This window comes from Amantichitinum ursilacus, assembly GCF_001294205.1.
Classification (GTDB): domain Bacteria; phylum Pseudomonadota; class Gammaproteobacteria; order Burkholderiales; family Chitinibacteraceae; genus Amantichitinum; species Amantichitinum ursilacus.
On record NZ_LAQT01000007.1, the window covers coordinates 1 to 13714 of the forward strand.

The 13714-nt window shown below is 52.4% G+C and carries 13 protein-coding genes; all 13 read left to right on the forward strand.

The features are described 5' to 3' along the window. Positions 1-2206: hypothetical protein (locus WG78_RS22685; RefSeq protein WP_053937409.1), on the forward strand; the 2206-nt coding region annotated here is incomplete at its 5' end. Then, positions 2206-2964 (forward strand): hypothetical protein, encoded by a 759-nt coding sequence (locus tag WG78_RS08620; RefSeq protein ID WP_053937410.1) that lies wholly within the window; start codon positions 2206-2208, stop codon positions 2962-2964. The genes WG78_RS22685 and WG78_RS08620, both read left to right, overlap by 1 nt. Before the next feature lie 92 nt (positions 2965-3056). Further along, positions 3057-3260, forward strand: coding sequence for an immunity protein CdiI family protein (locus WG78_RS22390; RefSeq protein ID WP_152969130.1), 204 nt, complete (start codon positions 3057-3059; stop codon positions 3258-3260). A gap of 343 nt (positions 3261-3603) precedes the next feature. Then, positions 3604-4011 carry a DUF596 domain-containing protein gene (locus tag WG78_RS08625; RefSeq protein WP_152969131.1) on the forward strand — a complete coding sequence of 136 codons (408 nt, stop codon included), beginning with the start codon at positions 3604-3606 and terminating at the stop codon, positions 4009-4011. 337 nt (positions 4012-4348) lie between these two features. Further along, on the forward strand, positions 4349-4591 hold the full coding sequence (locus WG78_RS08630; RefSeq protein ID WP_053937412.1) for a hypothetical protein: 243 nt from the start codon (positions 4349-4351) through the stop codon (positions 4589-4591). A 77-nt stretch (positions 4592-4668) separates the two neighbouring features. Continuing rightward, positions 4669-8052 carry a hemagglutinin repeat-containing protein gene (locus WG78_RS08635; protein ID WP_053937413.1) on the forward strand — a complete coding sequence of 1128 codons (3384 nt, stop codon included), beginning with the start codon at positions 4669-4671 and terminating at the stop codon, positions 8050-8052. Then, positions 8052-8669: an Imm52 family immunity protein gene (locus tag WG78_RS08640; RefSeq protein WP_373278977.1), complete on the forward strand. Its 618-nt coding sequence runs from the start codon at positions 8052-8054 to the stop codon at positions 8667-8669. The genes WG78_RS08635 and WG78_RS08640 overlap by 1 nt, the downstream gene beginning before the upstream one ends. A 303-nt stretch (positions 8670-8972) precedes the next feature. Then, positions 8973-9296, forward strand: a complete 324-nt coding sequence (locus WG78_RS08645; RefSeq protein WP_053937415.1) for a hypothetical protein — start codon at positions 8973-8975, stop codon at positions 9294-9296. Between the two features lie 184 nt (positions 9297-9480). After that, complete coding sequence (locus WG78_RS08650) at positions 9481-9882, forward strand: DUF6911 family protein (protein ID WP_053937416.1); 402 nt, start codon at positions 9481-9483, stop codon at positions 9880-9882. A gap of 42 nt (positions 9883-9924) precedes the next feature. Then, on the forward strand, positions 9925-10431 hold the full coding sequence (locus tag WG78_RS08655) for an Imm42 family immunity protein (protein WP_053937417.1): 507 nt from the start codon (positions 9925-9927) through the stop codon (positions 10429-10431). A 1191-nt stretch (positions 10432-11622) separates the two neighbouring features. Beyond that, a complete protein-coding gene (locus WG78_RS08670) occupies positions 11623-12063 on the forward strand; it encodes a hypothetical protein (protein ID WP_053937420.1) in 441 nt (146 codons plus the stop codon). A 193-nt stretch (positions 12064-12256) separates the two neighbouring features. Further along, a complete protein-coding gene (locus WG78_RS08675) occupies positions 12257-12727 on the forward strand; it encodes a hypothetical protein (protein ID WP_152969132.1) in 471 nt (156 codons plus the stop codon). A 67-nt stretch (positions 12728-12794) separates the two neighbouring features. Then, positions 12795-13181, forward strand: coding sequence for a DUF6853 family protein (locus WG78_RS08680; protein ID WP_053937422.1), 387 nt, complete (start codon positions 12795-12797; stop codon positions 13179-13181). Positions 13182-13714 lie beyond the last annotated feature (533 nt).

The window sequence follows — 13714 nt, forward strand, 5'->3', positions numbered from 1 at the left end:
TTACAGCGCCACCAGTGTCGGCATCGGCGGCGGCTACAGCCAGGGCGGCGGTGGGATGAAGTCGCTGTCGCAGGATGGCGGTACTTCCTCGTCTGCATCCAGCAATGGCGGTGTCGGTAAAGACCAGAACGGTGATGTGGCATCCGCTGGTACCAAGGTGCCGGGCAGCGGCAACAAGAGCGGCTTCTCGACCGGTACGCCAATCGTGCTGGCGGCAACGGGCGACAGCGGCAGCATTACCCGCAGCGGCATCAGCGCCGGCAGCCTGACCATCACCGATGAAGCGGGCCAGTTGGCGAAGACCGGGAAGACGGCAGCAGAAACGCTGGCGTCATTGGACACCACCGTCTCGACCGACAAAGACACCACCGGCGCACTGAAACCGATCTTCGACAAGACCCAGATCGAAGCCGGCTTTACGGTGGCGAAGGAGTTGATCAACCAGACCGGCACCTACCTCGACAACCGCGCGAAGGAAGCCGAAACCAAAGCGGCCCAGGCCAAGAGCGGCATCGGCGCAGACGGCAAACCGCTGACCGACCAGCAACGCCAGGATCTGGCAACGGAAGCCGAAACACTGAAAGCCGAATGGGGCCCGGGCGGCACTTACCGCCAGATCACCACGGCGCTGACCGTGGGCGTGGGCGGCAATGTCACCGGCGGCGTAACCGGGCTGGTGCAGGGCGCGACGGTGGCGTACCTGCAAGAACTGGGCGCGAGCAAGGTCAAGGAAATCGCCGACTCGCTGGACAACGAAACCGCCCGCGCCGGCCTGCATGCCATCGTCGCCTGCGCCGGCGCAGCGGCCAGTTCGCAGGCTTGCGGTGCGGCGGCACTCGGCGCGGCAGGCGGCAGCGTCATCAACAACCTGCTCGACCAGATCAATAACAGCACCACGCTCTCCCCGACCGAGAAGGAAGAACGCGCGAAGGAAGTCGGCACGCTGCTGGCGGGGATCTCGACGCTGACGGGGCTGAACCCGGCAACGACGGCGAACGCGGCGCAGATTGAGACGGAAAATAACCGGCTGGCGACCAAATCCGAGATCAAGCGTATCCAGGTGCTGGCGGGTGGTGATCAGAAGAAAGAGGCTCGCCTGGTCGCGGCGGCTTGCGCGTTGATCCAGTGCTACGAGCAATATCCAGCTGGCAGCGCAGAGCGCGCGTTCTATCTGCAGCTGGCAAAGGTCGGCGATAGCGATGACCTGAAAGCGGAACGCACCCTCCTCGCCAGTCAGAGCGAAAAGGTGACCAAGAGCTCGTCGCAGCAACTGGTGGATACGGTGCCGCTGTTTACGTACTCGGCTTCTGACGGAACGAAAGACTTTTTGTCGGAGTATCAGGTGGGTACGCGCGCGCTGGGCGTTGCTCAGGCTGCGGGTGGTGTAGCAGCGACCGCCGTGGGCGGGAGCGCCATTGCCGCAGGCGGTGCATCCTGCACCGTGGGCGTGGGCTGCGGCGTGGCGGCACTGGGGATCGCTACCACGGCGTGGGGCATAGACCAGACCACCGCCGGAGCCACAACCGCGATTACCGGTGACCCAACATCCACAATTGGCGGAAAGCTGATCCAGCAAGGCTTCGGTGTATCTCCCGCCACCGCCGAACTGGTGTATGGATTGCTGGGTGGCTCAACTGCAGCCGATGCGGCGCTCGCGTCGAGTGGTGGCAAAGTCGCTGGGGCTGCTGCGCAAACCGCAGGCAAAACCCAAACGCCAGGCGAGTTGTTGCCGAATCCATATACGACGGTACTGACCGAGAAAGAAGCACGTGCGCTGATCGGCAAAAACGAGGGACTGATTTATGTGGCAGAGACCCCACGCGGTAAGCAGAACGCGATCGACTTTCAAAGCGGAACCTCCGGCGCGTTCACGGATCTCGGAACCGTCAAGCCAGCGGTTCCTGCGCTGCGATATGACAATCCGTTTCCAAACGGGGTTAATTACATACGATTCGATGGGATCGAGACACCCCCCGACGGTAGCACTCTGCTGCTAATCGACTCTAAACGGCAACTACCGTTATGGATTCCTGAAGCGCAAAATGACTTGAAAGACTCTTTGACAAAAATAAAGAGCGCGCTTGAGCAAAATCCCGGCTTTAAAGTAGTCTACGAATTCCCGAATTTAAAAGCGGCGAATGCCGCACAAAAGTTCATTGACCAGACCGGCTTCACAAGCACCATATCCGTCCGAGTGAGGAAATAATGGCTACCTTCGAAATCGACCTGACGCTTCGAAGCCAAGCATCGCAAGATGTGAGCATCGAGACGCGCCACAACGAGTTTATGAGCGCTCTTAGTGCGATCGACGAACCATTGGGGCTAAAGGGTCTCGAGTTACCTCCACCTCCAGAATGTCGAGGTGCGACCGCTGTATTTTCGCCGCGACTTAAAGTGCGCGGACTGCAGTTTTATGCCCACTACCTTTTTAGAGGGCAAAGCTACAAGTATCATGACAGCGCACAATTTGACGATCTTCTTTTGTATAAATTCAAGTCATCAAATAGGGCTATTGATTACAAAACGCTTCTAAGAAAAAACTTCCCCGAAATTATTGCTGCAATTAAACCCTCGTCCGCTGTCGTATACTTCTCCGATTATAAGGCCGGCTACGAAGGCGGGTTCGAGCCCGTTCCAGACGCTAGCACTGCATATGACGCCGATGGTAACAGCGTTTGGGCAAATGCCGTCTTCAATCAATTCCGTGAGGAAAGAAACGGCAATGTCGACGCCCGGCATCATATTTTCACATTAGCGCCCGCGCAATTCTGGGGGGAAGCACTGTGCGAGCGGGCTTTAGGTTTTGGACCCAGAACAGTTAAATCAAGATTGGAAGGCGACGCACTTTTGGTAGAGATAATAAATGATGGCGTATATTTATTATTAAATGACAATTTAGATATGACCTTTACAGAATTCAAGGCAATGAACAATAAATTTAAAAAATTACTTGATTTGGTTTGAAGTCGAAACTAAAACTCAAAAAAACCTAACGCACATTTTAAAAAGGCAGCAGCGCTAGGCATTAATCCGGTTTCCACCTGGAGTAATGCAAAATGAAAAAACTGAGATTTAGTAATGAATACGGGGTGCCACCATTTTTCTGCCCCGATGCCGAGGCGATGGGGTTTATGGAGGCCTCCGAACCAGGAATATCGAGTCAGCTTTCTGCGGAGATAGAATCATGGGATACCATCTTCCAATCAACTTTTCATGATGATTACCCTCCAGATTCAGGTTTTAAAACCAAAGTGAATTAGATGCTCACAATCTAAAAGGGATCACATTAGTTGGAAAGCTGCGAGAGGAAATCGGCCCAGCGGTGGAAATAGAGCACGTCCCTGTTTCCTCTACATGTTCTCGCTGAGATAGCCTATTAAAAATCCGCTGGCACTAAGCAGCTGCACGACCGGTGCCCGGGAAGGGGATATATACCCGTTTAAAGATCCTCAAACAGGCATCTCCATAACTTTGCGCCACTACTCAAGTAGCGCATCCAGTACCGATGTCAAATGGACCTCGGATATTAATAAACACCCCGACTTTCCGACCGACCCCTAAAGGCAGCGCAGGCGGAGGCGAATTGAAATTTAAGTAAGAACCATGTCTACTTTATCTATGGAAGAACGTTGTCTTATCGACGGTTACATTCAAAGCCTGCTTAGTTACGATCGGCGGATGGGCATGCACTCGGGTGCATTATGGAGTTATATAGTGCCCACAGTTTGGCCCTTTGAAAAAAGGATAGCCGCTTTTTTGTATACCTTGGAATACCTACTTAAGAACAACAAGGTAAAGATAGGACGAAATCACGTCCTATTGAGCATGGATCAGCAACAGATTGTCAAAGAATATCGGGATCAATGGCCAGCGGAATCGGAATTTGATGATGACCTATTCTTTTACATAGAAGACGAGAACACCGGCGGATACAAATACTGGACACCGGGAGACTTGGTATGGATCGATGACGAAGGCGCGGAGGTCTGGTCTACAGATGCAGAACATTAAATTTTGAATGGCGAGACGGCGAGAACACACGGTGACCCGATCTGGCCTCAAAAATGACCTGATAAAAAAGCGAACTTCGGTTCGCTTTTTTTAATGTGAAGTCGCAATCAATAATCTCAATAAGCCAATTTTGATTGCGAGTTTTAACAGAAAAATTTCACCATTCAGAACATTCGTTCTGTTAGCATGATCTATCACCTCGCGACTCAATCAGCGAGGTGATTACCCAATCCACCCAGGACAATTATCGATTCATTAACTGCGAAATGAAGCGCGAGCCACCGGTGCGTCAACACCGATGACCCGCTAACCAAAATCACTTAAACAGGAAGTAACCATGGCTACCGCAGAGTATAAGTCAGTCCCGCACTCGACTCCAAATTCACGCATTATTGGAATTGAGCAATCTTCTGACAATCCAGAAATCCGCAAACTAATCTTCAATTACGACGATCTGCTCCGCGCCGGATTTGAAGACGATATTGCAATTCACGCCAGCCTGCTGAATGGCAGCATCATCCTGATTCCGCTACGCACTGACACTGGCAACTTCGACGTCGTCACCGGCAAACCAGTCTGATCGACCGTCAGGCGAACGGCCTCCCGTTCGCCTTTTGAATCCCCGCCCCACGACTCGACCTGACCAACCTGGGCGGCATGATCGACGCCGCCAGCAACCTGCACATAAGCGCCGGGCACGATCTGACGCTGACCGGCAGCAATGTGGCCTCCGACGCGGGCACCACGCTGAGCGCGGGCAATGACGTAAAAATCGTCGCCAGCATCGACACCCAGACCACCAACAACAGCAGCAAGACCAGCAAATCCGGCCTGTTCGGCACCGGCGGTGCGGGCTTCACCTATGGCACGCAGCAACAGACGGCCGACGCCACGCAAACCAGCCAGAGCGCCAACGCCTCCAACGTCGGCGCCACCAGCGGCAACGTGGTCATCACCGCGGGCAACCTGTACCGCCAGGAAGGCAGCAACGTCACCGCGCTGGCCGGCGATATCGGCATCAGCGGCAAGAAGGTCGAGATTGTCGAGACGCAGCAGGCCAGCAGCAGCACCCAGCAGAGCGAGTTCAAACAGAGCGGCATCACCGTCGCTGTCAGTGCACCCGTGATCAGCGCCTTGCAGACCGCGCAGCAGATGAAGCAGGCGGCCAGCCAGACCTCTGACAAACGCGTGCAGGCCCTGGCCGGCGGCGCGACCGCGCTGGCGGCCGTCAACAACTACGACGCGATGAAGGCCGATCCGCAGAACGCCGGAGGCGTCAGCGTTTCGATCACCTACGGCCAGTCGAAGAACGAAAGCAAAACCACGCAAAGCGGCAGCACTGCGGCCGGATCAAAAGTGGCCGCAGGCGGTGACGTCATCATCAAGGCGACCGGCGCCGGTGCGGACAGCAACCTGACCGTACAGGGCAGCGACATCAAGGGCGGCGGCAATGTGCTGCTTAAAGCCGACGGAACGGTCAACCTGCTCGCGGCCAGCAACACCAACGAACAACACAGCGACAGCAGCAACCAGAGCGCGGGCGTCGGCGTGGCGATTACCTATGGCAAGAACGGCTTTGCCGCCGGGATCACCGCCAACGCCGCGCTGGGCAAAGGCGGCAGCGACGGCACCGACCAGAGCTGGACCAACAGCCACATCAGCGCCGGCAAGACGGTCGGCATTGATTCCGGCGGCGACACCAACATCAAGGGCGCCGTGGTCAGCGGCAACCAGGTCGTCGCCAACGTCGGCGGCAACCTGAATATCGAAAGCCTGCAGGACACGCACAAGTACGACAGCAAGGACCAGCAGGTCAGCGGTAGCGTCACCGTCGGCTATGGCTTCAGCGCCAGCGCCAACGCCAGCCAGCAGAAGATGAACAGCGACTACGCCAGCGTGATGGAGCAATCGGGCATCCGCGCGGGCGATGGCGGCTTCCAGGTTAACGTTAAAGGAAATACGGATCTGAAGGGTGCGGTGGTGGAAAGCAGCCAGGCCGCCATCGATAACAAGGCGAATTCATTCACGACCGGCACCCTCACCTACTCCGATATCGAGAATTACGCGCACTACAGCGCTACCAGTGTGGGGATTGGCGGGGGCTACAGCCAGGGCGGTGGGGGGATGAAGCAGCTGTCGGAGGGAGATGGCGGTAGCGCTTCTTCTGGTTCGAACAATGGCGGCGTGGGTAAAACCCAGGACGGCGATGTTGCTTCGGCCGGTACCAAGGTGCCGGGCAGCGGTAACAAGAGCGGCTTCTCGACCGGTACGCCAATCGTGATGGCGGCAACGGGCGACAGCGGGAGTATCACCCGCAGCGGCATCAGCGCCGGTAGCCTGACCATCACCGATGAAGCGGGCCAGTTGGCGAAGACCGGCAAGACGGCAGCGGAAACCCTGGCGTCTTTGGACACCTCCGTCTCGACCGACAAAGACACCACCGGCGCGCTGAAACCGATCTTCGACAAAACCCAGATCGAAGCCGGGTTTACGGTGGCGAAGGAGCTGATCAACCAGACCGGTACCTACGTCAACAATCGCGTCACCGAAGCACAGACAGCGAAAACCAAAGCAACCGATCCCGATGCGAAAAACGCGGACGGCTCGCCGCTAACGCCGATCCAGCGTGCCGATTTGCTCACAGAAGCAAACCAGCTTGAATCCGATTGGGGGCCCGGTGGCACATACCGTCGGCTTGCGGGTGCCATTACCGCAGGGTTAAGCGGCAATGTAACGGGCGGCACGGCCGCGATGGTGGAAACCGGCGCCATTAACTACCTGCAAGGCTTGGGTACGACCAAGGTGAAAGAACTGGCCAACGCGCTCGGCGACGAGAACGCGCGCGCAGCCTTGCAGGGCATCGTGGGTTGCGCTGGCGCTGCCGCCAGCAATCAAAGCTGCGCTGCGGGCGCGCTCGGCGCATCGGCCAGCGTTGTGCTGAACAACTTGCTGGACCAGGCCACCAAGAGCAAAGGCGCTGACCTGTCGGCCACGGACAAGGAAGACCGGACCAACACCGTGCAGACCATACTCGCCGGTATCTCGGTTGCATCAGGTCTGAGCGCGGATGCGGGGACCGTCGTTACTACGGGCCGCACAGAGACAGAAAATAACGCGACCTTGACGCTCAAACCGGGCGTCGACCCGATGGGTTACGTCTTCCAGTATTACTGGGATAAGGCGACCGCCAAACCGAGTACCGAGGATTTGCTGTTCGGCAAGCAAGGCCCGGCATTCCCGGACCTGGGAACCCAGACGCCAACCATCCTCAGCACCCTGAGCCAGTTGGTAGAGCAAGGCAAATACACCAAAGCGACGCTTTTGACGACGCTGGCGGCCGCCTATCCGCTGAACGCCAGCATGATGACGTCGATCTCGGACTGGCTGAGCGCCGTCAGCACGCTGGTCCAGCCCGCGCATCAACACGGCAACACCAGCCCGCCGGGGCAGAATGTTCCGGCGACGGACAAGAATAAAGGCGTGTTGGTTAACAATGCGATCGGGCAGAACGGGGCGACCATTCTTGCGAATCCGGGGCAGACCTCCACGGGGAACGGGATTATTGCGACGCCTAATAACGGACCGATCACCGGATTGGGAATAATCGCCAGCACAGGCAGCGATAAAACGAACCCCGAGGGCAATCAGATCACACCTGCACCTGCTGGCGTTTGGACCTCCGTGAACGAAAGCATGCCTCAGCGGGCTCGTGATTATCAACAGCAAATAACGGGGTCCGTGGACCAGGCGTATGTTATTGACGGCGTGAAATTTGACGGGGTGAGCGCCAATGGCACACTGTTGGAAACTAAAGGCCCTGGATACGCCCAATTCGTGGACAAAAATGGGGAATTCAAACCTTGGTTTGCCGGGGCGGCCGCCCTCGTTGAGCAAGCAACGCGACAAAGCGCTGCAGCCAAAGGTGCAACAGTCGAATGGATCGTCGCAGAGCCTGTTGCAGCGAACGCAATTCAAAGATTGCTGAAGCAAAATGGCGTGGGCGGCATCAAAGTTATATATACAAAGCCAAAGGTTAACTAATGAGCTCATATTTTGCTGCAGCCTATTGGGGGCCCCGTACCGAGAGCATTGAAGAATGTTCACTTCGTACGGTACGATTTCTTAAAGCCCTCAGTGAAAATTCATCTTCTTTTCATGGATGGCGAAAAAAAGGGAGGACACGGAAATCGGCGTCCATGGGTGAAATTATCACCCATGATTCGCTAGAGACCCTTCAATCTCTGTTCGTATCTGGTGTCAATCGATACGACACAACAAAGGAGCCCATTCCGGGTCTAGGATTCGGTATTTCAATCTGGAATGGCAAGGGCAGCAACGACGCCGCATCACTCTCGATTCGATGCGGCATCGATTACCCATCGATCCGTCTAAGCAATAGCGTGCTCATCTCGCTACCGAGCAGCTATGATGTAAACGACTTGTCCGCGATAAGGTCGCTCATTTTCGCATTCGAAGAAAGTTGGTGCCCGGACTCCATCAGGGTCGCCTCTTCTGATTCTGTAGATGCGCACGAAATTGGGGAACATTTTCTCGACATTGCTCTATTTCTGAAATCTTCACTGGAAGATCAATTTGAGCCCCCGCCTGGTGCAATTTCGGTGGCCATGGACCGAGGAACGCTTTTTCTGCGGGGATGACGGCCGCTCAAAAACTATTGATTTGGGTAAGGGGCTTTGCGTCATCCGCTCGATGCATCGGAGAGCCCTCTACTCGCATGGGCGAACGACCTACCCCTGCAATTTTATTAGCCCGTTATCGCAGAGGTTATTTGCAAATATAACCCGCAAATCAAAGCATTAATAAACGGCTAAAGTAGAAAATATACCTGCTGAACCCAGCGATACTGGATCCGGCGTCCGCCAGATGGTTTTACCGTAAAGTTCGAAGTCAGAGTTCAGCTTGAAGTGCAGAGAGTTATATAAATAGCGCAGGTGGGTGTAATGATCAGTCGAGATATCGAGATATGCCAGGCGATTAGTTCGCTAGCCTATGCCGCAGCCCCTACACAGGTGCGTGAGTTAGTGGTCGCCATCGTTCTGGATGATGATGCTCAGAGTGCTACGTTAGAGTATGACTACGTGGATGAAGAAGGCAAGAGCAGCTATTTTCTCGGTGGCGCTAAATTAAACGATAGCGTTTTTAACCTGTTTACTGAACTCAGACAATTTTTTATCGAGCAGGGGCAACCAGCTTGGCAGGGTTGTAAAATATTTGCAGATGTTACAAATAGCAAATTTAAACTGGATGTATTCTATTCTGAATAGTAGTGCCCGATTCAGAAAAAAAAGCTGGCTTCAGTTATTTTTATTACATCCAATCCCGAAAAATTCTGTTGATTTAGAATCCTTCCGTTCATGGCTAAAAAATCTGTAGACAGCGAAATTAAAACGTCGAAGCCTTATATATGGATGCCTTGAACGAAAACCCTAAGATGAAATTGGAATAAAAATGAGAGCCGGTGGATTTGCAATTAATCAGAACAATGAACGCGAGCAATTTGAAATCATTCGAAGCCCCGATCGAAGCCAGATCGAGCGCATGCTAACGAAGCTGCAAAGCTTGATGGGAGTACTTAAATTTACTCCTGAGCCCGTCCCGGATACTGGAATTCAGGAACTTACCATCTACGCCGAGAATGAATTTTTCCTGTTAATGGCGGGCGAAATAGATGAAGACGGCGAGTACGAGGTTCTAACGATTAACAGCCCCGCCAAGCCGCGGGAAACGATTGCAATTCTGGGAGATCGTTACCCTCGGCAGGCAGCCACTAAAGATCTCAATTTGATTTTGGACATTGCGGACGAGTATTCGCGTACAGAGGCAATCACTATATATCCTCTGGCCCCATAAAGCTTTGAACAGAATCGCACACCAGGTAACAATAAGGACGAAATGATATTCGGCGACCCTTACAAATTCGCAGTTATAGCAGAAAAAGTTGATCCTTGGAGTGATAAAACTTTTCGCAACGGAATCTTCCTGTTTTCGATCGGCGGAAATATTTTTCCGTCGAACCTACAAGTGATTACATATCACATTGACTTGGTGGGCATATCGAAAATGGGCGACACCAACAGGGAGGTGGCACAAGATCAATTTTTGCGTCCAACTCGGGACGTCTACGATGCCCTGTACGAAATCGCCTATCCGCCTTTTGAGTCCGATCTGGATAACGATTACACGTATTTGATAAGCACGCAGAGTTTGCAAGACGCAAAATGCGATATATTTCTTATTCAAAGCGGAGACTTTGAAAAAATTATCTATGGCTGTGGAACATCGGGCTTCTCGGTTGGCGAGATAGTGCTCGAACGCGGATATTTTTCTAAAATCGCGAATGAAATTGGCATCTATATAAAATCTGAGGATTACCTGAGTTTTTGGTCCAAACAAAATTAGAAAATCGCAAACCCGGGCTCCTCCATCGGGTTACGACCAGGAATTAGCAAAGTACCGAATGCTGGCCAGCTGACAAATAACGGCGCGTCACCGAAGTGCGGATTGCGAAAACCAAAGCAACCGATCCCGATGCGAAAAACGCGGACGGCTCGCCGCTAACGCCGATCCAACGTGCCGATTTGCTCACAGTAGCGAACCAGCTTGAATCCGATTGGGGCGGGGGGCATAGACTGTCGGCTTGCGGGTGCCATTACCGCAGGGTTATGCGGCAATGTGACGGGCGGCACGGTCGCGATGGTCGAAACCGGCGCCATTAACAACCCGCAAGGCCTGGGTACTACCGAGGTGAAAGAACTGGACAACGCACTCGGCGCGGGCAACGGGATTAGTATGCCGCTGACAATAGACTCCCATTCAATATTGTGATTTCACCCGTTACACAAGCCAATCTCAGAGTGTTTTGAACAACATTAAATCGACCCGGGGGAATCGTTCACGCCGCGGACCCAAAACAGAACCATTTACTTCGATCAACTTTAGCGGGGCTGGCCCCCTGGAGGGGAAACTAAAATGAGCTTTGCCTTATATGTCCTGCTAGATTCATTCGCCCCCGTAATGTCCAACGAAACTCTAGAGCAAGGATTGAAACGAGCGTTTCACACAGACAACCGGTTCTCCATAGAAGTTGATCGGCTCCCGTTTGTAAATCGGGACACGCTTATCCTCCGATGGGACTCTTGGTCATCCCGCATCAGCTATGAAGAGGGAGATTACGTAAAGGAAGATTCGATTGAAATAGCCAAAGTCCTTAAGGAGCGTTTAAATAACCCTGAAAGGTTTGATAGACGAATCAGATTGGTTTTTAACAATGATCCTGAGCGAGAATACACCAACGAAATGATTCTTATACAAGACTATTTTCGTGTCATACCGGGATCGGTGATTGTTGACGTTCAGCAAAACGAAATAGTTAGATATGGCTCTTGATATCCGGGCAGCATCTCTAGTTTGTAATGAACTTGTTGATCATTGGTATCGGCGGGAATACGGCGTATTCTTATACTCATCAAGCGAGCACGCAACCTATAACAAAAGTTAACGGCGTGGATTTCGTTGTACCCTTAAGTAGAAAGCAGGAACACTCGCAATATGCATGGTATTCCCGACTAAAATGCTGGATCGAATGCTCAAATGAACACATATCGAGTCTGTGATTATCTTCCGGGAATTGGGGTCGGTAGCAAATACGAACTTCTTTTTTACTGCGTATCTTTCGCTCTATACGCCGCATCGTCGCCGCTAGACCGTCACCTTAAAGGCATTCTTATCGAAGATGAATTTGCCCCTTCGGGAGGCGACCCAGGTTGGTCCTTGAACATCATATCCGACGCAGATTCGGCTATCCGGCCTGATTTATGGAAGCAGCATTTACTAACTTCTGCGGAGAATGACTCGACTTGCTACGAAGCATGGGCGGATTCTGCTACTAGTGGTATCCCGGAAGAGGCCGCCTACTACACGATCTGCGAGGTCAGAAAGTTTATATTAATGGCTTTGCAAAACATTGCGCTTAAGCACCCGCACCGTGCAAATGAAGTCAATCAGATTATTGCTGCCTATGATCTGAAGTAATTTTTATTGCTTGAATGCCCTGCCGTTTACATCGCCCCCCCCGATGGAAGATATTGCCACCATGAAAATAATTCCATCAACTCAGTGGACGGGTATCCAATCGTTAAAGTTGGAAAGGCTTGTCTTGAGATGCGTACCCATACTAAAACTGGACGACCCGAGCTCAAAATCGTATTTCCCCAGGAGCCCAGACATGAACTTGACGACCTATCGCCCATCGCATGATCTACCCCCAGTCGAATCGGGATCGCGGCTTGAACTCTTGTTTTATTGCATCGGAAAAATGGTGAACGGGACCCGACAACCCCTGGATCGATTTATCAAAGAACTTATAGCCGACGGAAACGGTGGGTATTGCGGCGGAGATCCGGGGTGGGAAATAGATACCGCCAACGAAAACGGGAATGCGTTGACCAACTCACAAGGCATTCTCGTAGGACGTTGCTGGGCGCAGGAGAAAATTAGCGGAATATCGCCAGACACCGCCGAATATCCCTTGGCAGAAATATATATGTTTACAAAAATGGCGCTGACCAACCTGGCCGTCGACACCCCCGAACTCAAAGAAGAAGCACAATCGATAATAGAAAAATATTTTTCCAAACCTTCTATTGATTGTGAACATAAAGAACTCAAATTATTTTACAAAAGCAAAAACTGTTAGTCCGCTAAAATCTGGACGCAACAGTCACTCGAAAAAAATCTGATGCCGCAGCCGGTAGGAGACTGCAATGACCAAATTCAATGAAATCAAGATTTCGTTAGCGGAACTGGCGGAGTCTCGGGGTATTTCAACTCATGAGCTTAACGAGGAATGGAATATAAACTATCGCGTCAATCTCGATGAAGATTTTGAAAGACTAACTGCGCTACTGTCTAATTACATGCGCATTCACCGTCTTGCGTTAAAGCAAAACGATTTGCTCGCAGCCAGGTCGGCGCTAGTGAATGCCCGGGTTATTGCCCATAGTCTCTGCAGCTTTTTTGAAGACATTAAAGACGATCTGATTCTCGCGGCGCAATCTGGTCTTAACCGGACGGATAATAGGGAACTGGACTGGCCACCCCTTTTAGACAAATATGATTTCGACGAAAAATACAGAAATAACCAGGAATGAAACTCGACTCTTCTAGATGGTACCCGCGCAAGATATGCAGATAACGGTAGTCGCAATGGACCCTACCCCGCTTCGGCGGATTGGAGCTTTATGCGGATCCGAGAATGGAACCATAAGACCTGATTTCATTGAATCTTATATTTATAATTACCAAAATCAGCAAGCTACTTACCATCAATCCGGCGAGGGGGTGGATTTTTTTTAACAACCCGGACCTTTGAATGCATTATTGGACGGTACGAGGCCAACTTCAACAGATCCATGATTTTCGATGCATGGGGCCCTACTTCGAAGATCCCGACGAGCATTATCTGGATAACATTAGCTTCTCCGAGGTTGACCCGGATTGTTTGAATTATTCTTGCAGCGGCCAAACACGGTTCGCAAACGTTAAAGTGGAAAAAAGAGTTACCGGCTGACCGCTATGCAACAGAAACAGAAGTCACTTCATTCATTTATCATTGGAAAGAAGTAACTTGCGCTCCATGGCAACCTGAGATCGAGGTGACGGAGCGCAAGCCACTGCTGACCAC